The organism is Actinocorallia aurea (assembly GCF_054783995.1).
Genome location: NZ_BAAGPQ010000019.1, coordinates 38,687 through 63,793 on the forward strand (window position 1 = coordinate 38,687; position 25,107 = coordinate 63,793).

Genomic DNA, 25,107 nt, shown 5'->3' on the forward strand with positions numbered 1-25,107 from the left:
GTGGGGCCGCAGCCCCTACTTTGGTAGGTGACGGCGAGGCCGCGCAGCTCGTTAGCCTGGCGCGATGAGCGAGATGCGGAACCCTTCGTCCGTGGTCGTGGCCCGTGTCTCGGGTGCGGCCGGCACCACCGATGCGGGCTGCGTCGGCGGTGCGGGCGGCGTGGCTTGGACGGCCCATGTGGCAAGCGTGGTCGTCGGGATCGGGGGGCTGGCGGCCCTCACCGTGTGGGGGCGGTCGGGTGGCGCGCTGATCGCCGTCGACGTCGTCGCCGCGGTGGCGGGCACCGCTGCTGCGATCGTGCAGTTGCGGCGGCCGCTGCCGGGGGCGCTCGCCGCCGTGCTGCTGGCGGCGGTGTCCCCGGCGGCCACGCCGGCCGCGACGCTCGGCGCACTCCAGACGGCGCGGTGCGGACCGTTCGGCCGAGCGGCGGCCGTCGCGGCGCTGGGTGTCGCGGCCCACGTCGTCCAGGGCTTGGCGAGGCCCAATCCGGGCATCTCGCTCGGCTGGTGGCTGCTCCTCGTCTGCACCGCCTACGCGGCGCTGCTCGGCTGGGGCGCGCTGGCCCGATCCCGGCACGCGCTGCTCGTCTCGCTGCGCGAGCGCGCCGAGCGGGCGGAGGCCGAGCAGGGGAGGAGGGTCACCGAAGCGCGCATGGCCGAGCGCCGCGCGCTGGCCCGCGAGATGCACGATGTGCTCGCCCACCGGCTGACATTGATCGCCACCCACGCGGGGGCGCTCGAATACCGCCCGGACGCGGCTCCCGAGCAGGTCGCCCAGGCGGCGGGCGTGGTCCGCGAGGGGGTGCGCTCGGCGCTGGAGGAATTGCGTCAGGTGATCGGCCTGCTGCGCGAGGCGGACGAGCACGACGATCTCGTCCCCCCGCCGACGCTGGCCGACCTCCCGCGACTCGCCGACGAAGCCCGCCAAGCCGGGCAAAGGGTGCGGTTGCTGGACGAGACAGAAGGCGCCCTTCTGCCTTCGGGCGTCTCTCGGGCGGGCTACCGGGTCGTCCAGGAGGCGCTGACGAACGCCCGCAAGCACGCGCCAGGGCAGCCCGTGGAAGTCCACGTCCACGGCGCCCCCGGCGCATCCCTCCTCGTCGACATCCGAAATCCGCTGCCCGTCCCCCTCCGCGAAGCCCGGCCCTCGGGCCGAGGCAGGGCGCGGGACCAGACTGGGCAGGTCGGAGGTCTTCGTTCCTCCGCGCAGGGCAGGGCGCGCGACTCGCTGCCCGGCCAGGTCGGCGATCCTCCTGGCCCCGACAGGGTGCCGGACCCGCAGGCCGGGCAGGGCGGCGAAGCCCGTCCTGCTGGCCGGGGCAGGCTGGGGGATCCACAGAGCGGGCAGGTCGGCGGTGCTCGTCCGTCTGGGCCGGAAGCCGTACGGGATCCGCAGGCGGGGCAGGGCGGCCGTCCGCCTGGTCAAGGTGGTGTGCAGGAGACGCCGGGAGACCTCGACGCGGCGGCCGTGTCCGGTGGAGGCACCGGACTCGTCGGACTCACCGAGCGCGTGCGGCTGGCCGGCGGCGGGCTCGACCACCGTGCCGTAGACGGGGATTTCGTCCTGAATGCCCGGCTACCATGGCCCGCGTGATCAAGGTCCTGCTGGTCGACGACGACGCCCTCGTGCGGGCAGGCCTGCTGATGATGCTCGACGGCGCCGCCGGCATCACGGTCGTGGCCGAGGCCGCGGACGGCGCGGAGGCGGTCGCCGCGGTCGACGCGTACGCGCCCGACGTCGTCCTCATGGACCTGCGGATGCCGCGCGTCGACGGCATCACCGGCACCCGGAGGCTGCGCGCGCGGCCGCGCCCTCCCGAGGTGATCGTGCTGACCACGTTCGACACCGACGAGAACATCGTGCGCGCGCTGCGCGCCGGGGCGAGCGGCTTCCTGCTCAAGGACACTCCGCCGGCCCGGATCGTCGAGGCCGTCATCCGCGTGGCCGCGGGCGACCCGATCCTCTCTCCGGCGGTCACCCGCCGCCTCATGGACCGCACCGTCGCCCAGACCGGCGCCTACGAACGGGCCCGCGCCGCCCTCGCCGCCCTCACGCCCCGCGAACGCGACGTGGCCCTCGCGATCTCGCGCGGCGCCGCCAACGCCGACATCGCCGCGGCCCTCACCATGAGCCTCACCACGGTGAAGGCCCACGTCTCCAGCATCCTCACCAAACTCGACCTCGACAACCGCACCCAGATAGCCCTCCTCGCCCACGACGCCGGTCTCGTCTGACGCTGGTGCCGCAGCGAACGCGGCCACGCGATCCCACGTCCGGGAAACGTCAGAGGCGGGGGTTAGCGTGGGGGTCGTTCGGTGCGGGCGGGTGCGGGGCGGTCGAGGGACCGCCGCGGGGGAGGAGGGGGCATGCCTTTCGCGGAGGAACTGCTGGGACGGGAGGCCGTCGCCGGGCTGGCGGCGGTGCTCGACGGGATCGGGCGGCGGCCCGCGGCCGCAGCGGTTCGCGCGGTCGGCCCGGCGCTGGAAGGGATGGCCCTGCGCCCAAGGAGCGACGCGCTCTGCGCGGCGCTGCTCGGAGGGCTCCCTTCGGGCCACGTCGGCATGCGCGAGACCGTGCGGGCCGCGCTGCGGGATCCGGCGTTCACCGGGTGGATGACATGGCCCGTCACCGAGGCCGTGGTGTCGCGGGCGCTGGAGGAGGGGACCTCCGAGGCCTTCGACGAGGGGCTCGGCCTCCTCGCCGAACTCACCCCGAGGCTGACGGCCGAACTCGCCATCCGGCGGATGCTGATCGCCGACCTCGACCGCGCCCTCGCCGTCATCACGCCGTGGACGGCCCATCCGGACGAGCACGTGCGCAGGCTGGCGTCCGAGGGCACCCGGCCGCGGCTGCCCTGGGCGGTGCGGGTGCCGGGCATCCTGCGCGATCCGCGGGCGGCCCGCCCGATCCTCGACGTGCTCCACCGGGACACCTCGGAGTACGTGCGCAGATCGGTCGCCAACCACGTCAACGACATCAGCCATGCGGATCCGGCGCTGGCCGTCGAGATCGCCGAGGGGTGGGCGCAGGCGCCCGGTCCGAGCACAGTCCGGGTGACGCGGCACGCGCTGCGCACCGCGGTGAAACGCGGTGACCCGGGCGCGCTCGCCCTGCTGGGTTTCACTCCGGGGGCTCCGGTCACCGTCACCGGTCCCCGTATCACCTCCGGCGACATCGCCGTCGGAGGCTCCCTCGACTTCACGTTCGAGGTCGCCAACACCGGAGACCGCACGGCCCACCTGGTGATCGACTACATCGTCCACTACCGCAAGGCCGCGGGCCGCACCGCCCCGAAGGTCTTCAAGCTCACGACCCGCTCCCTGGCCCCCGGCGAGCGTGCCGCCCTGACCCGCCGCCACCCCCTCAAACCCCTCAGCACCCGCCCCCTCCACCCAGGCCTCCACACCCTCGAAATCCAAGTGAACGGCACCCCGCACAACCCCACCCCCTTCACCCTCAACCCACCCTGATCCCCGAACCCAACGGCCGACCCACCCCAGCCGCCCCCGCCCCCGGTCCGGAGGACCCCCCTGGACGCGGCAGCCGACAGGGAACCTGGCGGCTGTCGCTGTCGGTGGGCAGGTGCGCCGGGGTCGTCCGGGGCGGTGGGGGAGGCGGTCAGGGGGAGGCTATGGAGAGGGTGGTGCGGTGGTGGGTGGGGGTGTCGATCTGGTCTAGGAGGGCGAGGGCGAAGTCGGGGTAGGTGATGAGGTTGGCGGGGTCGGAGTGGGGGGTCGTCGTGTAGTGGCCGGTGGGGGTGCCGGTGTGGTCGAAGTCGCCGGTAGGGGCGGCGTAGAGCCAGTCGAAGGTGGCGGAGCGGAGTTCGGCGAGGCCCGCGGCGTGGCCCAGGATGAAGGGGAGGTGCTCGGGCGGGTAGTCCGCCTCGTCCACGAGGGGGACGCCGGACGGGCCCGGGAGGACGGGCGAGAGGCCGACGGCCACGAGACGGCCCACGCCCGCGGAGACGAGCCCGGCGGACAGGGCGCGGGAAGCGGACGTGAAGAACGCGTGCGGGTCCGCGTTGAGTTCGGCCGCGGCGTTGACGGCGGCGTCGTGTCCCGCCGCGGCGCGGTCCACGTCGGACGGGTCGGTGACGTCGCCCGCCACGATCCGGGCGCCTTCGGGGACGTCAGGGTGACGGGCGGGGTCCCGGACGACCGCCGTGACGCGGTGGCCGCGCCGCAGCCCCTCCGCGACGGCCCGCCGTCCCGCCCTGCCGCCCGCGCCGAAGACCACGAGATCCATGTCGATCCGCCTTTCCGAGGGGCCGGCGCCCGTGCGCCGACCGGTCCCCGGACGCTAACCGGAGCCCCGGTATCCGTTCGGATACCGGTTATCGTGGCGGCCATGAGAGAGCCACTGTCCGCGGACCTCTTCGACGAGCTCTGCCCCTCGTCCGTCAACCCGATCCGGGTCGGCGACAAGTGGGCGGCCCTCGTCCTGCGCTGCCTCGAAGACGGCCCGCGCCGCTTCTCCGAACTGCGCGTCCCGCTCCACCGCGTCACCCCCAAGGCCCTCACCAGCTCGCTGCGCTCCCTGGAGCGCGACGGCCTGGTGGCCCGCACCGTCCACCCGGCCGGCGCCACCCCGCACGTCGAGTACGCACTCACCGCCCTGGGCCGCTCCCTCCTCGTCCCCCTGGCCGCCGCCTGCGACTGGGCCACGGACCACTTCGACGCCCTCCTGGACGCCCGCGAGTCCTACGACGCCACCCACCCCCGCTGAGCCTCCCGCCCAGCCCCCCGAGGACCCCCACCGACCAAGCCCTGCAACGAAGCCCACCCCCGTTGGCCCGCCCGCTCAGGAGCACCCCCGCCGACCCTGCAACGAAGCCCAGCGCCCGCGCCGAGCCGTCTGCGGGTCTGCGCGAGCCGACGGGAACGAAGCACACCGCCGAGCCAAGAGGTCTGCGGGCCTACGCGAGCCGACGGGTGTGAAAGGCGCCAGCGGAGCGGTGTCGCCGATCTTCGGTGAACCTTTCGTCGGCGGAGGGCGTCGGACTGGGGGATCGAGCTCCCCCGCCCTGTCTTGCGGGCCGGTGCGCCCGCGGAGGAAGCCGATGAACGGAACAGCGCGTCCGGGGTTCGACGTGCGCGGCCGGCGGCCGGTGCGGGCGCGGAAGGCGGGCACGGTCGTGGCCGCGATGGTCTTCATGCTCCTGCACGCCGTCGTGGTGGGCTTCCTCGGCCTGGTGGCGGGGAGCCTGGCCGCCGGGGACTTCTCCGGGCTGCTCGGACTCGCGCCCGCCGGCCTTCTCGTCGTGCTCGCCTTCCTGCTCGCGTCGGGCCGCCGGGGGATCAGGACCGCCGCGCTGGTCGCGCTCGCGGCGGCGCTGTTCGGCCAGTGCGCCCTGTACTACACGGTGTTCTTCGCCGGCATCGGCGGCGACGACGGTGAGATGTTCCGGGATCCCGCCTTCTTCCTGATCTGGCTGCTGCCCACGCTCCTGCCGGGGATCGCCGCCTTCCTCTTCCTGTGCACCCGGTCCGCGCGTGCGTCGCTGAGGCCGGGCACCCGCTGACGGCACGGCCGGGACCGTCATGCGGGGCCCGGTCCGGCGGAGATCTCTGGCGATGATCGAAGGCGCCCGCCCAAGAGCGCGCGAGATTCCAGCAAGTAGTCGTGAATGTCCGTTTGATTACGCAGCGTAACGAGCAGGTTTCCTCGTGATCGCCCGTCCGTCCTCGCCCGCGCACAACGCCGTGCGCATCGGGGGCGGGCACCGGCCACCGTAAGGAGACCCGTGACATGGCCCAGCAGCTTCCTCCTCCGCTGACCCCGTTCCTGGAGCCCGCCGCCAAAGCGCTCGCCGAGGCGACGGACCCACACCCGCGCATCTATGAGGTGCCGCCGGAGAAGGGCCGGGACATCCTCGCGGGTCTGCAGAGCGGTGAGGGCGTCTCCCGCCCCGACGTGGACGAGCAGTGGGTCGAGGTCGACGCGGGCGAGTGGGGCAGGGTCCGCACCCGGATCATCCGGCCCAAGGGAGTGTCCGGGAACCTGCCCGTCGTGCTCTACATCCACGGCGCGGGCTGGGTCTTCGGCGACGACAAGACCCACGACCGGCTCTTCCGCGAGCTCGTCGTCGGCGCGAACGCGGTAGGCGTCTTCCCCGTCTACGACCGGGCGCCCGAGGCGAAGTACCCGACGCAGGTCGAGCAGAACTACGCCGTCGGCAAGTGGATCGCCGAGAACGGCGCCCAGTACGGCGCCGACCCTTCCCGCATGGCGGTGACGGGCGAGTCGGTCGGCGGCTGCATGTCGGCGGTGTTCGCGCTGATGGCCAAGGACCGGGGCGGTCCCGCGCTCAAGGCGCAGGTGCTGCTCTACCCGGTGACGAACGCCGACTTCAACACCCCGTCCTACCTCCAGTTCGCCGAGGGCTACTATCTGACCCGCGACGGCATGAAGTGGTTCTGGGACGCCTACACGAGCGAAGACTCCCAGCGCAAGGAGACCTACGCGTCGCCGCTCCAGGCGAGCCTTGAGGAGCTGAAGGGCCTCCCGCCGACCCTGGTGATCACCGACGAGGCCGACGTGCTGCGCGACGAGGGCGAGCAGTACGCGGCGAGGCTCCGCGAGGCGGGCGTCGACGTGACCGCGGTCCGCGTCGCGGGCATGGTCCACGACTTCCTGCTCCTGGACAGCCTCCGCGACACCCGCGCCGCGAACGTCGCCCGCCACCTGGCGATCGACGCCCTGAACAAGGCCCTGAACTAGACGCCGCAGGCCGCGGGTCCTCAGCGCCCGGGGTGCCGGGCTCGGTGAGCACGACAAGGCCCCCGCACGGAGCACCGTGCGGGGGCCGGGTCGCGCCTACGGCTCCTGGCCGTCGATCAGCGCGGTGAGGACGGTGAACGAGTCGTGCGCGGCGACGGCGGCGACGGCGCGGGCGACGCCGGTGCGCGAGACGTCGCGCGGCTGCATCCGCTCGCCGGCCTCGGCGGTGCAGACCGCCGCGAGGTAGGCCTCGGTGATCGCCGCCCGGTAGAGCGTCCACAGCCGGTCGGTGTCGGCGGCGACGCCCGCGTCCCGCAGCCGCTCCGCGTACCTTTCGACGAGTGGCCGCTCGATCTTGCGAAGCAGGTCGGGTTCGACGGACGTGGTCGCGAAGTAGGCGATGTCCCGGATGCCGGGTCCGGACATGGCGACCTGCCAGTCGAGGAAGCCCGGCGCGGCTCCTTCGAAGAAGAGGTTGCCGAGGTGGGTGTCGCCGTGGATCAGCGTCTGGGGCTGCGCCGCCCAGAAGGCGTCGATGTCGGCGCTGCGCTGGTAGAAGACGCGGCACTGGAGTTTCATCGGCTCGGGGATGAGGTCGGCGGCGTGCCCGTCGATCTTCTCCAGGAACCGGCGGCGGATCATGTCGCCGAGGCGGATGGCGCCGGGGGAGCGGTCGGCGAGGGGCGCGAGGTCGGTCTTGAAGCGGTCGGTGTCCCAGAACGCGGCGTGCAGCCCGGCGAGGGCGTCGGTGACGGCCTCGGCCTCCTCGCGGCTCACGGAGTCGACGACGGTCCGGAAGGTGGCGGTCTCCGAGAGGTCTTCCAGGACGAGGACGGAGCGGCGCCGGACCTCGTCGGCTTTGGCGGCATGGCAGCGCGGCACCCGCAAGGGCGGCGTCTCGCCTAGCGCACGGTAGGCGTGGATCTCCCTGACGCCCAGGTCGAACAGGTTCATCAGCACGTGCTGGAGGTAGTTGGTCGGCGGCAGCTTGAGGAACAGGTGCCCGGGGAGCTCTTCCGCGTCGGTCTCCACGGCCAGGCGGACGCGGGCGGCGGTGCCGGAGTGCTCGTCGGCGACGCGCACCGAGGTGATCGCGCCGGGGGCGAGGCCGAGGGCGTCGCTCAGCCACCGCTCGGTGATGCCGCCGACGCGCAGCGGCACGGAGCCGCCGGGCAGCGCCCGGTCGAGTCCGGCGCGGACGGCTTCCTTGACGGCCATGCCGAGGCCGGACGCGGTGACGAGGAACTGTGCGGTCATGGGGAGGCCCTCCTTCGGAGCTTCCGGATCCAACCACGTCGAAGATCCCGAATGTTGATCTTCGACGTGGTTGTCCGATGTAGGCCGTTCCGCTATCTGGCCTCCAGGCCCCGCAGGGTCGCCGTGACGAACTCCGCGACGAGCCCGGCCCGGACGGCCCTGGATCCGCGCATGGTGGCGAGCAGCGCGTACAGGCCCAGGAAGAAGAAGTAGCCGCTGTGCGCCGGATCGGCCTCCTCCCGGACTTCACCGCGTGCTCTGGCCTGCGCGATCTCCTCGATGATCATGACCATCACCGGGTGGTCGTCCCATTCGTCGATGTCGGGGCGCGAGGGGGAGAAGTAGAGGGCGAGGACGTCCTTGAACAGGGTCTTGCCGATCCGGCGCTCCGTCGCCAGAACGAGCCGGACGACCTCGCCGAGGGCCGTGCCGAGGTCGTGCGGAGCGGCGAGGGCGCGGCTGAGGCCGTCGGCGACGCGCCGCTCCTCGCGCCGGATGACCTCGGCGAGGACGTGCTCCTTGGTGGGGAAGTGGAAGTAGAACGTGCCGCGCGCGACCCCCGCCGCCGCGGTGATCGCGGCGATGTCCGCGGCCGCCGCGCCGTCCCTGCGGAACTCCGCGACGGCGGCCTCGAACACCCGCTGACGTGTCTCGATGCGCTGCGCGTCCCGCCGGGACGGTCCCTCCCGGAGTTCGGGCATCGCCTCCCCTTCCGTCCAGATCCGTCGATGAAAGTCAATGACGATCGTCAGTGACACATGTCGATCATAACGGCAGGGGCCCTTGACCGCCTCGAAAATCCGGTGGTAGACAGCTGGGGCGGGCATGCTGAGCGATCGCACAGCATGGGACTGGGCCGTGCGCCCGCGCTGCGGCGAGCCATGGAGGGAATGACGGTGGGCACTGAGGAACCGATCCGCTGGGACCCCTACGATCCGGTCATCGGCAAGGACCCCTACCCGGTGTACCGGCGGCTGCGGGAAGAGGCGCCGCTCTACTACGACGAAGCCCACGACTTCTACGCGGTCAGCCGCTACGAGGACCTCGACCGGGGCCTGCCGGACTGGCAGAACTTCTCCTCGGCCCGCGGCAACATCCTCGAGCTGATCAAGGCGGGCATCGAGATCCCGCCCGGCACCCTCATCTTCGAGGACCCCGACGCGCACGGCATCCACCGCCGCCTGCTCACCCGCATGTTCACGCCCCGCCGCATCGGCGCGCTGGAGCCGATGGTCCGCGACTACTGCAGGCGTACCCTCGACCCGCTCGTCGGCGAGAAGGGCTTCGACCTCGTGGCCGCCGTAGGCGCGGAGCTGCCCATGCGCGTCATCAGCGCGCTCCTCGGCATCCCGGAGGAGGACCAGGCGTCCATCCGTGACTCGGCCGACAAGTTCATCACCACCGAGGACGGCGGCCAGATGGACTTCAGCGCCGGCGCGGTGATGGACACCGAGCAGCTCAGCGCCTACATCGACTGGCGGATCAAGAACCCGTCCGACGACCTGGTGACGGAGCTGCTCACCGCCGAGTTCGAGGACGAGCACGGCGTCCGCCGCACCCTCGGCCGCGACGAGGTGGTCACCTACATGACCGTCGTCGCGGGCGCGGGCAACGAGACGACGGGCCGGCTCATCGGCTGGATCGGCTCGCTCCTCGCCCAGAACCCCGACCAGCGCCGCGATCTCGTCGCCGACCCGTCGCTGATCCCGAACGCGGTCGAGGAGGTGCTGCGGTACGAGCCCGCGGGCCACGCGATCGCCCGCGCGGTCATGACCGACCAGGAGTTCCACGGCCAGACCGTCCCGGCGGGCAGCGCGCTGCTGTTCATCGTGGCCGCCGCCAACCGCGACGAGCGCCGCTATCCCGACCCGGACCGCTTCGACGTCCGCCGCAGGATCCGGCACCAGATGACGTTCGGGTACGGCATCCACTACTGCCTGGGCGCGGCCCTCGCCCGCCTCGAAGGCAGGGTCGCGATGGAGGAGATCCTCAAGCGCTTCCCCGAGTGGGACGTCGACTGGGACAAGGCGAACCTCGCCTCGACCTCGACGGTGCGCGGATGGGAGTCGCTGCCCCTCGTCCTGCCGTAGGGTCCCTCAGCGCGCTAGAGCAGCTCTGCGGGCACGTCCACGGTGCGGGCGAGGAGGTATTCGCCGACGGCCTTGCCCACCTGGTCGACCCGCAGGTTGCTGGACCCGCCCGCGCCGAGGAGCCCGCGCAGCACGAAGTGGACCGCGCGCAGCTGCGGGAACTCGTGCCGGACGATCTCCAGGTCCGCTGCCTCGGGAAGGAGGCCGCGGACCGCCTCGGTGCTGAGCGCGGCGCGCAGCAAGGGCCAGGCTTCGGGGTCGGCCGTCCAGACGCCCACGTTGCTGTTGCCGCCCTTGTCGCCGCTCCGCGCGAAGGCGATCCGACCGAGCGGCACCCGCTCGGTCCGGCCGGACGGGTAGGGCGCGGGCTCGGGGTGGACGGGCTGCCCCGCGGGCGGCCTGGTGACCTTGGGCGGCGCGATCTCGATCGGCGTCCCGTCGTCGAGGACGGCGCGGTGCCCGACCGCCTCCAGCGGCAGCAGGCCCGGCCAGTACTCGACGCGCGGCTGCGGCGCGAGCGCGGGGGCCGCCGCGGTGTCGATGAAGAACCCGGGGACGCTGCTGAGGAAGAGCGCGTTCACCCGGGACGCGAAGTTCGCGTACTCCAGGGGTGCCCGCTCCTTGGCGGTGGCCATGATCCGAACCGGGACCGTGGCCTCCCACTGGCTGCGCGGATCGGCGGAGGCGGTGCCGAGCAGCGTCACGTCGATCTCCTCGACGCCCGGGGCGGCCATGGCGCGGATCTGCGCGGCGAGCAGCGCGTGCTTCTCCGCGATGCGCAGGCCCGTGAGGTAAGCCGTCATGACGATCTGGTGCCCGGTCGCCGCGAACAGCGCGACCTTCGTCGTGGGCGGCGGCGCCGATCCGGTCGTGCCCGACACCGCGACGCGGTCGGGTCCGTCCTGGCGCAGCCGGACGCCTTCCAGGTGCACGGTCACGTCGGGGTTGAGGTACTCGGGCCCCTGGATCTCGTAGACGATCTGCGCGGTGACGGTGTCGGCGGTGACCGCGCCGGGGTCGCGCCCGTGCTTGGTGATGACGCTGGACCCGTCGGCGGCGATCTCGGCGAGGGGGTAGCCGGGCCGGAGCGCTCCCGCGACGTCGGGCGACGCGCCGGGGATCGCGGTGAATCCGGAGAAGTTCCCGCCGGTCGCGTGCGGCCCGCACTCGATGATGTGCCCGGCGAGGACGGCCCCGGCGAGCGCGTCGAAGTCGTCCTCGGCCCAGCCGTGCCACCAGGCCGCGGGCCCGGAGGTGAGGGAGGCGTCCGTGACGCGTCCGCAGACGACGATGTCGGCCCCGGCCTCCAGCGCGGCGGCGATGCCCCGTCCACCGAGATAGGCGTTCGCGCTGATCGGCTCGGCCTCCCACGACGTGAGCGGCGCGCCGGTGTCCAGATGCGCGAGGTCGTGGCCCGCCTCCCGCAGCTCGGCGAGCCGCGGAAGCAGGTTGTCGCCCTCGACGTGCGCGACCCGCAGCGCGAGGCCCGCCGCTGAGATGACCTCCCGCAAGGCCGCCGCGAGCCCTGCGGGGTGGAACGCGCCGGCGTTCGTCACGACCTTGACACCGCGCTCCGCGATCGTCGGCAGATGCGGCCGGATCTGCCCGAGGAAGTACCCCACGTACCCCTTCGCCGGATCCGCCTGGTACCGCGCCGACAGCGACGCGAGGGTGACCTCGGCCAGGTAGTCCCCGACGAGGACGTCCACCGGATCCCCGCCCATGACCTCGTCGAGCGCGCTGTGGCGGTCGCCGAGATATCCGGAGAAGTTCGCGATCCGCACCGGCCGTCGGGTCATGGGGTTCCTCTCTGCACGCCGTCCGTCCGCGCGGGGGTGGCGCGCGCCGGGCTTGCGATGCTAGCCCCGCCGCGCCGAAAAAGTCAGGCTTGACTGTTTGTTTCGCGCGCGGGCATGATGCCGCGCGTGTCGTCTACCGCAGCGGGCCGGGTGCCGCAGGGCGAGCGGTCGCAGGCCATGCGCCGGCGGCTCCTCGACGCGACGGTCCGGTGCCTCGTCGAGTACGGGTGGAGCGGGACGTCCACGGTGCTGGTGTCGGAGCGCGCGGGGGTCAGCCGGGGCGCGCAGCTCCACCACTTCCCGACCAAGAACCACCTCGTGCTCGCCGCCGTCGAGCACCTGTGGGAGTCGCGGGCCGAGGCGCACCGCGCCGCCTTCGCCGCGCTGCCCGCGACACCCGAGACGCGGACGCCGGGCGACCTCCAGAACGCCCGGCGGCGCACCGACCGGGTCCGGCGGATCGTGCACCTGCTCGGCGAGCACTTCTCCGGCGATCTCTACACCGCGGCACTGGAGCTGTGGGTGGCCGCGCGCAGCGACCCCGCGCTGCACGAGGCGGTGGTCCGGCTGGAGCAGCGGATCGGCCGTGCCGCCCACCGCCGCACGATCGAGGCCCTCGGCGTGGACGAGTCGGTGCCGGGCGTGCGCGAACTCGTCCAGGCCACGCTCGACCTGGTGCGCGGCCTCGGCCTGGCCAACACGCTCACCGACGACTCCGCGCGCCGCGCCCGGATCCTCGACCGGTGGGCGCTGACGCTCGACCGCGCGCTGTGCGACCTGCCCGACACCCCCTGACCTCCGAGGAGCCCCCTTGCGGACCTGGACCCCAGAGCAGGAACTGCTGCGCGAGACCGCGCGCCGCTTCACCGAGCGCGAGATCACGCCGCACCTCGATGCCTGGGAGGACGTGGGCGAGATCCCGCGCGCCCTGCACCGGGAGGCCGCGAAGCACGGGCTCATGGGGCTCGGCTTCGCCGAGGACAAGGGCGGCGAAGGCGGCACCCTGCTCGACAGCATGGCCGCGCAGGAGGCGATGTTCGAGGCGGGCATGTCCAGCGGCCTCGCGGCGGCCCTGTTCACCCACGGCATCGCGCTGCCGCACATCGCCGCGCGCGGCGGCCCCGACCTCGTCGACCGGTACGTCAGGCCGACCCTCGCGGGCGAGCTGATCGGCGCCCTCGCCATCACCGAGCCCGGCGGCGGCTCCGACGTCGGCGCGCTGCGCACGACCGCGGTCCGCGACGGCGACCACTACGTCGTCAACGGGTCCAAGACCTTCATCACCAGCGGGGTGCGGGCCGACTTCCTCACCACCGCGGTCCGGACGGGCGGGCCGGGCTCGGGCGGCGTCAGCCTGCTCGTCATCGACAAGGACACGCCCGGCGTCACCGTCGACCGGGCGCTGCGCAAGATGGGCTGGCACTGTTCCGATACCGCCGAGCTGTCCTTCGTGGACGTGCGCGTCCCCGTCGCGCACCTCGTCGGCGAGGAGAACGCGGGCTTCGCCTACATCGCCGAGCAGTTCGTCGTGGAGCGCCTCGGTCTCGCCGTGCACGCCTACGGCATCGCCGCGCGCTCCCTGGCCCTCACCGCCGCCTACTGCCGCGAGCGGACCACGTTCGGCGCGCCGCTCGTCAGCCGCCAGGTCGTGCGGCACAAGCTCGTCGAGATGCGTCGGCAGGTGGAGGTCGCCCGCGCCTACACCCTGTCCGTCGCCGGCGGGTACGTCGCCGAGGGCCTCGACGCCGCGGTGATCGCCGCGGCCTGCCTCGCCAAGCAGACCGCGGTCGAATGCGCGACGCACGTCTGCGACGAGGCCGTCCAACTGCACGGAGGCGCCGGGTACATGCACGGCACCGAGGTCGAGCGGCACTACCGCGACGCCCGCCTCCTGCCCATCGGCGGCGGCGCCACCGAGGTGCTCACCGACCTCGCGGCCAAGCTCCTCGGCTACACGTCCTGAATGGTCATTCGCGTTCGCGGCGGGCCGCGTAGGAGCCGAGGGCGCGGATGAGGACGGCGTGGCGGGTGTACGGGAGGAGGGGCTGGAGAGGTGCCCAGGCCTCCTCCACCAGGGCGCGGGCCTCTTCCGTGCAGGCCTGGACGGCGCCGTGCGCGTGGAGTTCGGCGGCCGTCTCCCGGATGGCGGCGGTGTCGGCCGCGCCGTCGCGGACGGTGTGCCAGATGGCGCGCATCCGCGCGCGCGGGATCAGCGCGACGGCGTGGGCCAGCGGCATGGTGACCTTGCCCGCGCGCAGGTCCTCGGCGGCGTGCTTGGTGGCGACGCGCGTGCCGTCCCTGCCCGGGGCGGTGAGGCCGCGCAGGTCCATGACGTCGTCGCTGATCTGGTAGGCGAGGCCGACGGCCTCGAAGTAGGCGCCGAGCGCGTGCAGCCGGTCGGCGTCCGCGCCCGCGATCAGCGCGCCGATCTCGGCGAGGCCGCGGACGGGCGTCGCGGTCTTGAGCAGGTGCACGGTGCGGATCCGGCGTAGCAGCGCGGCGGCGTCGCCGGACTCGACCGCCGCGTCCATCGCGGCCCGGTGCCCGGCGATGTCCAGGGCCTGGCCCGCATGCCCGGCCCGCATGACGCGCAGGTACCTCCGGTAGACGCGGCGGTGCAGGCGGTCGTCGTCGGGGAGCACGTCGCGCAGCACACGGTCGAGGACGAAGTAGGCGGCAGTTCCGGAGTTGACGGCCGTCGCGTCGCCGAAGACGGTGTGCACCGAGGGCACCCCGCGCCGGGTGGGGGAGCGGTCCTCCACGTCGTCGACGACGAGGTTGCCGGTGTGCAGGATCTCGATCGCGCCCAGCAGCGGCCGGTAGGGTTCGCCGTCCACGCCGAACAGCTCGATCGCGGCGGTCGCGATGTAGGCGCGCAGGCTCTTGCCGAGACCGTCGGTGGCGTGGCGGAGCGGGCGGACGAGGGCGTCGTGCAGGTCGGCGGCGATCTGCGGGGTGAGGACCTCCGGGCGTTCCTCCAACCCCGCCAGCGCGGCGAGCGCGGCCGGATCGGGCCGGTCGGGGAGCAGGCGGCGGATCTCCCGGCCGGTGACGTCCCGGGCCCGCGCGACATACCGCTCGATGTCCCCGATCCGGGCGGCCGGCACGACCTCGACCAGGCCGCGCCCGCCGACGCGCCGCCCGGCCAGGAATCCGTCGGCCTCGACGTGGGCGACCAGGACGCCGGAGGGGAAGGCGAGCGACCGGACTTCCTGCGGCGGCCATGAGCGCAGGCGCAGCCTCAGGTCGTGGCCGGGGATCTCCAGCTTCCAGGCCGTGTCGTAGGTGGTGAAGGTGGCCAGCGACGTCCATGGCTCAGCACCCTGGAGCGACGCCTTGGCCTCGTGGCGTTCGCCGTCGGGAGAGCCGAGCACCGCATGGCACTCGTGCCGCGCGGTGGTCCCGGTGGCCACGTCGGTGCGTTCGGCGGTGAAGACCGCGACGTCCCAGCCGTTGTCCAGACGCAGCCGCGCGGAGGTCCGGCCCCAGTCCGCGTCCCCCACGATCTCCGTGACGGGCCCGGCGTCGCCGACGCGGTGCTCGTACCAGGCTTCCCCGGTCACCTCGACGGTGCGGCCCTCCCTTCGGACGTCGCCTTCCACCGCGAGACGGGGGACGAAGAAGGTGCGGACCCGGTGCGGGACGTCGTCCTCGGTGGTCTGCGCGGCGGCTCGCGGGGTCAGCCGCAGGGAGAACCCGTCAGGTCCGTCGGCCGCCATCCGGTAGGAGCCTTCGGCGTCCTTGCGCAGCCGGGCGACGCCGTAGTCGAGATCGAGGCCGTCCCCGAACCGGACGGGTCCGGGCAGCAGCCGGTCGGGCAGCGGCGGCCGATCCGCCGGAGCCTCCAGGAAGGCGCGCCGGACGCGCGGGTCGCTGGCCGGGTCCGCGGCCGCGAGCAGGCGGAACAGCTCCACGCTAGGACGGTCCACCCACGACTCGCCGGACGCGGTCGGGCGGTCGGGGCGGCCGTGCCGCCAGTAGACGGTGTGGGCGTCCAGCGGGCTCCCGTCGGGCCGGACGCCGCGGTGCCGCAGGAACCCGACGACGAGGGAGGATGCGCGGTCGCCCTCGCGCAGGCCGAGGGCGCACCACCACGCCTCGGCACCGCTGCCCGAACGGGGTGCGTCCGGATCCACGGGCTCGGGAACGGCTTCCGGTTCAGGTAGTTCGGTCCGCCGCGAATCCGCCGCCATCACGATCACTCCGTCGTTCGCCCCGTGTATGTATGATCACTTTAGGTAATCGGGTGAAGGGGATCGGGGAGGCTCGCGCTGTTGCGAAGCCGAGGCCGGCGGAGGCGGCGACACCTCCGGCCCGGCATGCGCTGGCGCCGCTTCGCCGCGGTGCTCGTCCCGTCGCTCGCCTGCGGCGGCGTCCTCGCCGCGGCCGTCGGGCAGGGCGCGCTCGCCGCGTCCGTCGCCGTGTCCGGCCGCGACATGAAGGTCTCCGCCGATCGGATCGAGGGCACCGGCTACGTCACCTACCCGTCCGTCGCCAGCTCCGCGGACGGCACCGAGCACGCCGTCACCGTCCTCGCCGTGAAGAGCGCGCGAGTGCGGGCCCTGTGCCAGTCGTCGGTCATCGACACGCCGCTCGGCCGCTACGTCGTCAGGCTCCGCTCCGCACCGGACGGCCCGCCCGTCCGGGTCAGCGGCCTCGCCCTGTCGGCGACCTCGGTCGACGCCGACCTCGACTTCACGAGCCTGGAGCTGAACCGCGACGCCGCCACCCTGGACGCGGTGCCGGGATCCACCGGAGTCCCCGGCCAGTACGGAATCCAGGCGCTCGGCTTCGCCGTCACCGACGTCCGGGTCCAGTCGTGGTCGGTGTTCAGCAGCTCGATCCACGTCAAGGGCATGCGCCTGTCCATCGGCCGCGACGAGGAGGAGTGCTTCTGATGGGCTTCCGCGCCTGGCGCGACGGCAGGCCCTTCGCCGCCGGAGTGCTCACCGCGCTCGCCGGAACCGAGATCGCGCTGACGCCCGTCGTGGGCGCAGGACTCCTCGTCCATACCGGGCTCGCCGGACAGCTCAGCCTCCTGCTCGGCCTTCTCCTCGTCGTCTTCGGGCTGCTGTTCTGGACGGCGCCCTCCCTCCGCGCCCTCGTCGGCGCCCTGACGATCGCCGTGGGCCTCGTCTCGTTCGTCACCGCCAACCTCGGCGGCTTCCTCGCCGGACTGCTGCTCGCCCTCGTCGGCGGCGCCGCGGGCCTCGCCTGGACCCCCGCTCCCGAACCCGCCCGTCCGGGCCGCCACCGCGCCGCCGCGCGCTGACCGGCTCCCACGCGATTCCAACGTGGGCCTGGGAAGGTCGGCGGATGAACGAGACGAACGGCCCCCGGGCCTGGCGACTGCCCGACGGCGACGTCCTCATCGAGGGACCGGCGTTCGACCTGCCGCCGCACTTCCACATGCCCGCCGGAGCGGAAGGTCCGGGGCTGTCCGAGACCCGCACCTACTACCGGGTCAGGGGCGGGGAACTGGTCGGCGTTCACGCGCCGATCCCGTGGAACGAGGGCTGGGAGTGCGGCATCGTGGCCCACAGCGTCATAGGGGACGCCCTGGTCGAGCACAGCGTGACCGTCGAGACGGGCCCGCCGAGCCGACGGGTCGGCGTCAAGCTCCGCGGGCTCGCCGCCCTGCCGCCCGAGGAGGCCCCCACCGCGGACCAGGTGCACGCCCTCGCGCGCCGCCACTGGCGGGAATCCGAGGCCAGAGGGCATCGCGTGGAGCACGACCACTGGCCGGGCGACGCCTACCGGAAGGACACCCCGCGCCGCTGACGCCCGCGCCCGGGAAGACGAAAGATCGTAATTCCGGGCACGGAGGGTAGGCACCCCTGTGGAAGATGTGGTCCTTCTCTTGCGTGGGGGTCGCCGTGCGGTCCGAAACCGTCGCCGTCTCCGCCCGTCCGCCCGAGGCGGGCGCCCGGTTCGTCGGGCCGCTCGTCCTCGCGCAGTTCGGGGTCTACCTGGCCTTCATCACACCGCTGGCGATCTCGCTGTCGATCCGGGTGGCCGCGCTCGCGCCCGGCAGGGTCGAGTACCTCGGCTACATCACCGGGACGGGCGCGCTCGTCACCGTCCTGGCCGGGCCGCTGCTGGGGGCGTTCAGCGACCGGACCCGGTGCCGGTACGGGCGGCGGCGGCCGTTCGTCGTCGGCGGGGCCGCGGTCGGCGTCGCGGGGCTCACCGTGATGGCGCTGGCGCCCGGCGTCGTCGTGCTGGGGGCCGGTTGGGTGCTGGCGGCCCTCGGCTGGCAGCAGGCGCTCACCAAACTCGTCGTCGTGCAGGCCGACCTGCTGCCCGCGGACCGGCGCGGGCGGGTCGCCGGGCTCGGCGGCTTCGCCACGATGGCCGCGCCCTTCGCCGGCGTCTCCCTCGCGAACGCGGTGAAGGACGATCCGCTGCTCCTGCTGGTCCTGCCGGGCCTCGTCGGGGCCGCCGCGGTGCTCCTGTTCGCGCTCACGTGCGGCGAGCCCGACAGCCGCGGGCTTCCCGCGCCGCCCCCGCTGACGGTCGGCGCGGTGTTCCGGTCGTACCTGTGGGACGTGCGCGGACACCGCGACTTCTCCCTCGTCTGGCTCGGCCGCTTCGCGTTCTACTTCGGGCTCACCCTCGTCACCACCTTCACCGCCTTCTTCTTCGCCTCCCGGCTCGCCGTGCCCGTTTCGGAGGCCGCCGGGATCCTCGCCGCGCTCGCCGGGGCGGGCGCCGCCGCGACCGCCGCGGGTTCGCTGGGCGGCGGCTTCCTGTCCGACAGGCTCGGCCGGCGACGCGTCTTCGTCCTGCTCTCCGGCGCCCTCTACGCGGCGGGCGCCTCGACGATGGCCCTGTCGCACGGCCTCGTGCCGCTCGCGGCGGGCTCGCTCGTCTGCGCGTTCGGCCTCGGCATGTTCTCGGCCGTCGACCAGGCCCTCGCCCTCGACGTGCTGCCCGACCGCACCACCGACGCGGGCCGCTACACCGCCATCCTCCAGTTCGCCACCTCCATCCCGCACTCCGCGGCCCCGGCCGCCGCCGCCCTGCTCCTGAACCTCGGCGTCGACGGCACGGCCAAGAACTACGCGCTCCTCTACCTGGTCGCCGGCGCCGCCACCCTCACCGGCGGCCTCATCGCCACCGCGGTCCGCTCCACCCGCTGACGGTCCCGTGGCGCAATGGCAGGCCAATCGTTATCGCCGCAGGTCCGGATGATCTCCGTTGGATCCGGAAGATCACTACTATCTCCGGAATGATCACCGCACGACGGTGGGCCGCCGGTCTGCTCGGCGCGCTCATCGCGATGGCGATGGCGGGCGCGGGCCCGGCCGTCGCCGACGAGACCCCCGCCAAAGAACCGCCGCGCGTGGAGCTGGTGCTGGACTCCAGCGGCTCGATGCGCGCCGCCGACATCGAAGGCCGCACCCGCATGGCCGTCGCCAAGCAGGCGTTCAACGACGTCGTGGACGCGCTGCCCGCCGAGACCAACCTCGGCATCCGGCTGCTCGGCGCCCAGCACCGCTTCCCCGGCAGCCCCAAATCCGTCGGGTGCAAGGACACCAACCTGCTGTTCCCCGTCGGCGTCGTCGACAAGGTCGAGGCCAAGACGGCGATCGCGACCCTCGCGCCGACCGGCTGGACCCCGATCGGCCGGGCGCTGCGCGCCGCCGCCAAGGACCTCGGGACCGGCGAGACGACCCGCCGGATCGTCCTCATCACCGACGGCGAGGACTCCTGCGGCCTGCCCGACCCCTGCGACGTCGCCCGGGAACTCGCCGCGCAGGGCACCCACCTGGTCATCGACACCCTCGGCCTCACCCTCGACGCCAAGGTGCGCCGGCAGCTGTCCTGCATCGCCGAGGCGACCGGCGGAACCTACACCGCCATCACCAACCAGGCGCAGCTCACCGATCGGCTCAACCAGCTCATCGACCGGGCCGAGGCCACCTACCAGGAGGCGCCCCTGCTCGTCGCGGGGACCGAGGCCTGCTCGGCCGCGCCCGTCCTCGCGCCCGGCGTCTACAGCGACCGCGAGCAGATCGGCGAGCACCGCTGGTACCGGGTGCGCGTCGCCGCGGGACAGGAACTGCGCGCCTCGGTCAGCCTCTCGCTCGACCGGCCGCTGAACCGCGACTACGGGGTGCTGCTCCGCGCGACCGGCACCGGCGGCCGCGAACTCGTCCGCGGCTCGGACGCGGGCAGCGGCAGGACCGACGTGCAGTCGGCCGGGCTGCGCTGGTTCGACGGGCGCTCCGCCGAAGACGAGGACGCCGAAGTGCGGACCGTCTGCCTCGTGGTGAGTAACTCCTTCGCCGCCGCGAACGGGGTGCGGACGTCGCCGGGCATGCCGCTGGAGCTGACCGTCGACCTCGTCGCGGCCTCCCCGGACCCGGGCGAGCCCGTGCTCGGCAAGGGCTGGGCGCTGCTCGGCGTGCTGGCGCTCGCGGGCCTGGTCGCCGGGCTCGTGCTCGGCTGGCTGGCCCGCTGGCGGATCGCGATCTGGAGGGAGAAGTGATGCGCGCGTTCCTCGCCTTCGCCGTGGGGGCCCTGCTGGCCTCCTCGACGGCGTTCCCGGCCAGGGCGGACGAGCCGGAGACCGCGGTCCCGGACCCGGTCGTCCGGACGGCGGGACCGTCGTTCCTGAGCGCGACGGAGATCCCCGCCGGGTCCGGCGCGGAGGTCTCGGCCACGACGGGCGACTACCTGTACTGGTCGTTCGCCGCCGCCGCGGGGCAGACTCACAAGATCGCGGTGAAGGTCACCCTGCCGCCCGCCGCGCAGCGGCACGGCGCGATGACCTGGACGCTCGACGTGTTCGACGGGCTGCGCCGCCGCCAGTCGTGCGCGTCCGGCGCGCAGAGCGCGACCGCGCAGCCCGCCGAGGCCGAGGCCGCGGTCGGCTGCACGCTGCGCCGGGTGCGCTCCTGGGCTGACCCGTGGTCGGCCGACCCGCTGCCCGGCACCTACTACCTGCGGCTGTCGGCCACCGGGCTGCCCGAACGCGACCTCGGCCGGCCCGTCCAGGCCGCGGTGCGGATGACCGTCGAGGAGGGCGCGGCCCAGCCCGCAGGGGCGCGCATGGAGGCGCCGCTCTCCCCGCCGGTCGACGCGGGCGCGACCCTGACGCCCGACGCCACCCCGACGGCGAGCGCGGTCGACTCCGCGCCCAAGCCCATGGTCCGGGCGGAGGGCTGGCTCACCCGCCTCACCGGCCGCTGGACCTGGACCATCGTCGGCGGCGTCGTGGCCGCCCTGATGGGCGTCCTCGGCTACACCCTCACCCGCCACCCGCGCCGCTGGTTCGCCCGCTGACCCCCGCCCCGCCGGGTGCCCCCCGCCTGGACCGTGTCCCGGCAAGGCTCCCGGCGGGGCGGGGCTCCGGCGGGAGGGGCGCGCGCGAGAGAATGGGCGGGTGAGAGCCGTCGTCATCTCCGACACGCACGCCCCGCGCCGCTGGAAGACGTGCCCGCCCGCCGTGGCGGCGCACCTGCGCGAGGCCGACGTCATCCTGCACGCGGGCGACGTGTGCACCGCCGCGGTGCTGGACGAACTGGCGGCCTTCGCCCCCGTGCACGCGGTGCTCGGCAACAACGACGGCCCCGACGTCGCCGCCTGGGGCGCGCCCGAGCGCCTCGAACTCGACCTCGACGGCCTGCGCGTCGCCATGATCCACGACAGCGGCCCTGCCAAGGGCAGGCACGCAAGGCTCCGGCGCGCCTTTCCCGACGCGGACCTCGTCGTCTTCGGACATTCGCACATCCCCTGGAACGAGTGCGCCGACGGCCTGCGCGTCTTCAACCCGGGCTCGCCCACCGACCGCCGCCGCCAGCCCCACGGCACCCTCGGCCTGCTCACCATCGAGGCGGGCGAACTCCGCGCCGCCGAAATCGTTCCCGTCACCTGAACCGCCTTCGGCGGCCCGGTGAGGCCGGAGGCCTGCTGCCGCCGCTGCCCGTGGCCCAGCTCTAACGCCCGCGACCTCCCCGACCTGCCCCGCCCCGGCAGCACGGCAGGGCCTCCAGGGGGTGGCCGCGCTGGATCCGGGCGACGGTGTCCGTCTCCTCGCGGGTCAGCAGGTTCTCCGTGGTCGGCGCGGCCGGGCCCACACCTTGGTGAGGATCCCGCACCGCAGGTGGGTCTCCGCCAGGGGCGTGATCCGGTACGCGTCGTGGTGCTCGGTGGCGCAGACCGGCCAGGGCTCGTCGGCGGGCCACAGCAGCGGGGCCGCCCACCGAGCTCTCGTGATCAACCGCATCCCATCAGGGGCCACCGACAGGATCGCGCGGCCTCCGCAACCCGCCGAGGAGTCGCGGCGGTCCCGGCCCCGGTCGGACGTCCGTGAGAGCGCCGCGTCAGGCGGCGGGGTCGTTCAGGCGGGCGACGAGGGCGGGGGCCAGCTCGTGGAGGACGTCGACGAGCAGGTCGACGTCGCCGGTCGTGGTGCGCCAGTTGACAATGGCGGGCCGGAAGACCTTGTGGCCCAGGTAGGTCGAGGTGCCGGCGTAGACCCGGCCGTCGGCGAGGAGGGCCTCGCCGAGGAGGCCGTTGAGTTCGTCCAGGCGGTCTTCGGGGACACCCGGCGGACGGTAGCGGAAGCACACGATGGACAGCCGGACGGGCGCGAGGAGTTCCAGGTCGGGCGCCTCCTCGACGCGCCTGCCGAGATGCGCGGCGACGTCGAGGTGTCGCTCCACCATCAGGCGGTGCCCTTCACGGCCGTAGGCGCGCAGCGTGGCCCAGATCGGCAGCGCGCGCGCTCGGCGGGACGACTCAGGGCCCAGCCTGTTGTAGTCGACCTGCCCGTCCGACGCCTCCGGCAGGTACGGGACGCCCCAGCCGCCGAAGGCACGCGACAGGCAGGCCCCGTCGCGAACGAACGAGAACCCGCTCTCGTAGGGCACGTTCAGCCATTTGTGGCCGTCCGCCGTGACGGAGTCGGCCCGCGCCACGCCGTCCGTCATGTGCGCGGTGCGCGGGGAGAGGGCGGCGAACAGGCCGAAGGCCCCGTCGACGTGCAGCCAGCAGCCGTAGCGGTCGCGCAGGTCGGCCAGGGCGGCGATCGGGTCGGAGTCGCCGCTGTGCACCTCCCCGACGTTGCCGACGAGGATCGCGGGCGCACCGTCGAGGTCGGCGAGGGCGGCCTCCAGGGCGGCGAGGTCGAGGGCCCCGGTGGCGTCGCGGGAGAAGGCGCGCAGGGTGTCCCGGCCGTGGCCGAGGATCTGCAGCGCCTTGCGGGTGCTCGGATGCACCAGGCCGCTGCTGAACACGGGCATCGGAGGCAGCCCGGCGAGGCCGTGCGCGGCGACGTCCACGCCGTGCCGCTCGGCCCACCACGTCCGCGCGCACGCCAGGCCGGTCACGTGCGCGAGCGTCGCGCTCGGGGTGAGCACGCCGCCGAACGGCGCGGGCAGGCCGAACAGGTCCTTCAGCCACCGCAGGACCGTCGTCTCCATCCGGGAGGCCAGCGGAGAGGACACCCAGAGCCCGGCGACCTGGTCGAGGAGGGAGGCCGTCCAGTCGGCGGCCATCGCGGCGGGCGTGGAGCCGCCGACGACGAGGTGGAAGAAGCGGGGGCCGGAGGAGTGGGTCGCCGCCCGGGTGCCGACGTCCAGCAGCCGCCCGATGCTCGCGGGCGCGCCTTCGCCGCGTTCGGGGAGCGGGCCTTCGAGATCCGCGAGGAGCCCGTCCGCGGCGGCGTCGTGCACCGCGCGGTCGGCGAGGACGTCGAGATACGGGCCGGCGGCCTGGAGGACGAGCTCCAGAGGGGAGGCGGCGGAGCTGACTTCGGAAAGCGGATCGCCCATGAGGGCAGTGAAGCACCGCCGCGGCCCGCGCGCGAGCGGCGGGCGATCTTCCCTGGCCATGTCGCGGCCACCGGGCGGACACCTCGGGATGGGAGTTTGCCGGGATGAAGAGGATTCTGGCGCTCGGTGCGCTGCTCGTTCCATTCGCCGCAGTGCCCGCGGGCGCGGCGCCGGCGCTCCCGACCGTCCTTCCGCAGGCCGAGACGCGGGCCATGCTCGACGACGAGGCGGGCGGCAACGCCAACGCCGACGACCCCGCCCTCTGGGTCCACCCCTCACAGAGCGGCAGGAGCCTCGTCCTGGGCACCGCCAAGGAAGGCGGCCTGGACGTCTACCGTCTCGACGGCTCGCTCGTGCAGCACTTCGCCGCGCCGCCCGCTCCGGGCGAGGACGACGAGAACGGCAGGTTCAACAACGTCGACGTCGTCTACGGGCTCGGCGGGCGGGACGTCGCCGTGGTCACCGACCGCGGCCGGGACACCCTCCGCTTCTACGCGATCGACCCGGGCCGCCCGGGCGAGCCGCTCTCCGACGTGACCGGCGAGGACGTGCCCTTCCTGTTCAACGCGACGCAGGAGGAGGTGAACGAGCAGCGGACCCCCTACGGCCTCACCACGTGGAAGGACAAGGGGCGCACCTACGCGCTCGTGAGCCGGCGCAGCACCACGACCGTCGCGCTCGTCGAAATCGTGAAGTCGGGACGCGGCCTGTCCTACCGCCTCGTCCGGCAGATCGCCCTGCCGAAGGAGTTCCCGATCCCCGGAGGCACCTGGACGCCTTGCGGTGACCCCGGCGACGACCCCCAGGTCGAGGGCATGGTCGTCGACCAGGAACGCGACGTGCTCTACGCGGCGCAGGAGGACGTCGGCATCTGGCGCATCCCCGCCGACCTGAAGGGCGAGCCCCGCCTCATCGAGCGCGTCCGCGAGTTCGGCACCCCGGCGGCCTACGACGCCGACGAGGACGAGTGCCTGCCCACCGGCCCCAACCCCGGCACCGGGGGGACGCACCTCACGGCCGACGCCGAAGGACTCACGATCTACGAGACCCGCGACGGCGGCGGCTACCTTCTCGCGTCCAGCCAGGGCGACAGCACCTTCGCCGTCTACTCCCGCACTTCCCCGGGCGCCTACCTGGGCGGCTTCACCGTCGGCGGTCCCGACGGCGCCCAGCACAGCGACGGCGCGGCAGTCGTCAACGTGCCCCTCGGCCGCGCCTTCCCCACCGGGCTCCTGGTCGTGCACGACGGTGAGAACACGCCGGTCCGTCTCGACGACGAGGGCGAGGTTCGCGAGAACACGAACTTCAAGTTCGTCCGCTGGGACGCGGTCGCGAACCCGCTGCACCTGAGGATCGACCTCGGCGGTGACCCCCGCCGCTGACCCCACCTGCCGACCCCACCTGCCGACCCCACCTGCCGACCCCGCGTCGCCGACCCGGCGCACCGCCCCCGCCGG

Annotated in this window: 24 protein-coding genes; 17 read left to right on the forward strand and 7 right to left on the reverse strand. The window is 73.7% G+C overall.

The genetic code is table 11. The features are described 5' to 3' along the window. Positions 1-64: 64 nt before the first annotated feature. From ACYVOM_RS23365 to ACYVOM_RS23375, 3 genes are all read left to right on the forward strand, one after another. A complete protein-coding gene (locus tag ACYVOM_RS23365) occupies positions 65-1,594 on the forward strand; it encodes a sensor histidine kinase (RefSeq protein ID WP_460305602.1) in 1,530 nt (509 codons plus the stop codon). Beyond that, positions 1,582-2,235, forward strand: coding sequence for a response regulator transcription factor (locus ACYVOM_RS23370; protein ID WP_460305603.1), 654 nt, complete (start codon positions 1,582-1,584; stop codon positions 2,233-2,235). The genes ACYVOM_RS23365 and ACYVOM_RS23370 overlap by 13 nt, the downstream gene beginning before the upstream one ends. Before the next feature lie 132 nt (positions 2,236-2,367). Next, positions 2,368-3,471 carry a DNA alkylation repair protein gene (locus tag ACYVOM_RS23375; RefSeq protein WP_460305604.1) on the forward strand — a complete coding sequence of 368 codons (1,104 nt, stop codon included), beginning with the start codon at positions 2,368-2,370 and terminating at the stop codon, positions 3,469-3,471. Positions 3,472-3,619: 148 nt separating this feature from the next. On the opposite strand, the gene ACYVOM_RS23380 is transcribed toward ACYVOM_RS23375, so the two are convergent. Beyond that, complete coding sequence (locus ACYVOM_RS23380) at positions 3,620-4,246, reverse strand: NAD(P)-dependent oxidoreductase (protein ID WP_460305605.1); 627 nt, start codon at positions 4,244-4,246, stop codon at positions 3,620-3,622. Between the two features lie 102 nt (positions 4,247-4,348). Here ACYVOM_RS23380 and ACYVOM_RS23385 point away from each other — a divergent pair, with 102 nt between their 5' ends. The 3 genes from ACYVOM_RS23385 (at position 4,349) to ACYVOM_RS23395 (ending at position 6,721) form a co-directional block, all read left to right on the forward strand. Further along, positions 4,349-4,726 (forward strand): winged helix-turn-helix transcriptional regulator, encoded by a 378-nt coding sequence (locus ACYVOM_RS23385; RefSeq protein ID WP_460305606.1) that lies wholly within the window; start codon positions 4,349-4,351, stop codon positions 4,724-4,726. 334 nt (positions 4,727-5,060) lie between these two features. Continuing rightward, positions 5,061-5,522, forward strand: coding sequence for a hypothetical protein (locus tag ACYVOM_RS23390; protein WP_460305607.1), 462 nt, complete (start codon positions 5,061-5,063; stop codon positions 5,520-5,522). 227 nt (positions 5,523-5,749) lie between these two features. Beyond that, on the forward strand, positions 5,750-6,721 hold the full coding sequence (locus ACYVOM_RS23395; RefSeq protein WP_460305608.1) for an alpha/beta hydrolase: 972 nt from the start codon (positions 5,750-5,752) through the stop codon (positions 6,719-6,721). Between the two features lie 96 nt (positions 6,722-6,817). On the opposite strand, the gene ACYVOM_RS23400 is transcribed toward ACYVOM_RS23395, so the two are convergent. Beyond that, the gene (locus tag ACYVOM_RS23400; protein ID WP_460305609.1) at positions 6,818-7,978 is read right to left on the reverse strand and encodes a phosphotransferase family protein; all 1,161 of its coding nucleotides are present in this window, start codon (positions 7,976-7,978) and stop codon (positions 6,818-6,820) included. 92 nt (positions 7,979-8,070) lie between these two features. Beyond that, entirely contained in the window at positions 8,071-8,679 is a 609-nt protein-coding gene (locus tag ACYVOM_RS23405; RefSeq protein ID WP_460305610.1) for a TetR family transcriptional regulator, read from the reverse strand. 195 nt (positions 8,680-8,874) lie between these two features. Here ACYVOM_RS23405 and ACYVOM_RS23410 point away from each other — a divergent pair, with 195 nt between their 5' ends. Continuing rightward, entirely contained in the window at positions 8,875-10,068 is a 1,194-nt protein-coding gene (locus tag ACYVOM_RS23410) for a cytochrome P450 (protein ID WP_460305611.1), read from the forward strand. Positions 10,069-10,082: 14 nt separating this feature from the next. On the opposite strand, the gene ACYVOM_RS23415 is transcribed toward ACYVOM_RS23410, so the two are convergent. Next, positions 10,083-11,867 carry an acyclic terpene utilization AtuA family protein gene (locus ACYVOM_RS23415; protein ID WP_460305612.1) on the reverse strand — a complete coding sequence of 595 codons (1,785 nt, stop codon included), beginning with the start codon at positions 11,865-11,867 and terminating at the stop codon, positions 10,083-10,085. Positions 11,868-11,993: 126 nt separating this feature from the next. On the opposite strand from ACYVOM_RS23415, the gene ACYVOM_RS23420 reads away from it, so the two are divergent. Both ACYVOM_RS23420 and ACYVOM_RS23425 read left to right on the forward strand, forming a co-directional pair. Beyond that, positions 11,994-12,662 (forward strand): TetR/AcrR family transcriptional regulator, encoded by a 669-nt coding sequence (locus tag ACYVOM_RS23420; protein WP_460305613.1) that lies wholly within the window; start codon positions 11,994-11,996, stop codon positions 12,660-12,662. Positions 12,663-12,678: 16 nt separating this feature from the next. After that, positions 12,679-13,830 carry an acyl-CoA dehydrogenase family protein gene (locus ACYVOM_RS23425; RefSeq protein ID WP_460305614.1) on the forward strand — a complete coding sequence of 384 codons (1,152 nt, stop codon included), beginning with the start codon at positions 12,679-12,681 and terminating at the stop codon, positions 13,828-13,830. Between the two features lie 4 nt (positions 13,831-13,834). On the opposite strand, the gene ACYVOM_RS23430 is transcribed toward ACYVOM_RS23425, so the two are convergent. After that, positions 13,835-16,060 (reverse strand): polyprenyl synthetase family protein, encoded by a 2,226-nt coding sequence (locus ACYVOM_RS23430; protein WP_460305615.1) that lies wholly within the window; start codon positions 16,058-16,060, stop codon positions 13,835-13,837. A gap of 126 nt (positions 16,061-16,186) precedes the next feature. Here ACYVOM_RS23430 and ACYVOM_RS23435 point away from each other — a divergent pair, with 126 nt between their 5' ends. The 7 genes from ACYVOM_RS23435 (at position 16,187) to ACYVOM_RS23465 (ending at position 21,750) form a co-directional block, all read left to right on the forward strand. Then, positions 16,187-16,765, forward strand: coding sequence for a DUF6230 family protein (locus ACYVOM_RS23435; RefSeq protein ID WP_460305616.1), 579 nt, complete (start codon positions 16,187-16,189; stop codon positions 16,763-16,765). Beyond that, entirely contained in the window at positions 16,765-17,139 is a 375-nt protein-coding gene (locus ACYVOM_RS23440) for a DUF6114 domain-containing protein (RefSeq protein WP_460305617.1), read from the forward strand. Before ACYVOM_RS23435 ends, ACYVOM_RS23440 begins: the two co-directional genes overlap by 1 nt. Before the next feature lie 44 nt (positions 17,140-17,183). Then, positions 17,184-17,648 (forward strand): hypothetical protein, encoded by a 465-nt coding sequence (locus tag ACYVOM_RS23445; protein WP_460305618.1) that lies wholly within the window; start codon positions 17,184-17,186, stop codon positions 17,646-17,648. Positions 17,649-17,743: 95 nt separating this feature from the next. Beyond that, positions 17,744-19,009 carry an MFS transporter gene (locus ACYVOM_RS23450; protein WP_460305619.1) on the forward strand — a complete coding sequence of 422 codons (1,266 nt, stop codon included), beginning with the start codon at positions 17,744-17,746 and terminating at the stop codon, positions 19,007-19,009. An 89-nt stretch (positions 19,010-19,098) separates the two neighbouring features. Beyond that, positions 19,099-20,361 carry a VWA domain-containing protein gene (locus ACYVOM_RS23455; protein ID WP_460305620.1) on the forward strand — a complete coding sequence of 421 codons (1,263 nt, stop codon included), beginning with the start codon at positions 19,099-19,101 and terminating at the stop codon, positions 20,359-20,361. Beyond that, a complete protein-coding gene (locus ACYVOM_RS23460) occupies positions 20,361-21,158 on the forward strand; it encodes a hypothetical protein (RefSeq protein ID WP_460305621.1) in 798 nt (265 codons plus the stop codon). The genes ACYVOM_RS23455 and ACYVOM_RS23460 overlap by 1 nt, the downstream gene beginning before the upstream one ends. A gap of 100 nt (positions 21,159-21,258) precedes the next feature. Further along, positions 21,259-21,750, forward strand: coding sequence for a metallophosphoesterase family protein (locus ACYVOM_RS23465; protein WP_460305622.1), 492 nt, complete (start codon positions 21,259-21,261; stop codon positions 21,748-21,750). A 165-nt stretch (positions 21,751-21,915) separates the two neighbouring features. Here ACYVOM_RS23465 and ACYVOM_RS23470 read toward each other — a convergent pair whose 3' ends face one another. Then, complete coding sequence (locus ACYVOM_RS23470) at positions 21,916-22,101, reverse strand: hypothetical protein (protein ID WP_460305623.1); 186 nt, start codon at positions 22,099-22,101, stop codon at positions 21,916-21,918. A gap of 97 nt (positions 22,102-22,198) precedes the next feature. Then, entirely contained in the window at positions 22,199-23,650 is a 1,452-nt protein-coding gene (locus ACYVOM_RS23475) for a pyridoxal phosphate-dependent decarboxylase family protein (protein ID WP_460305624.1), read from the reverse strand. A 104-nt stretch (positions 23,651-23,754) separates the two neighbouring features. Between ACYVOM_RS23475 and ACYVOM_RS23480 the strand changes: the two genes are divergently transcribed. Next, entirely contained in the window at positions 23,755-25,032 is a 1,278-nt protein-coding gene (locus ACYVOM_RS23480) for a phytase (RefSeq protein ID WP_460305625.1), read from the forward strand. The last annotated feature ends 75 nt before the right edge of the window (positions 25,033-25,107 follow it).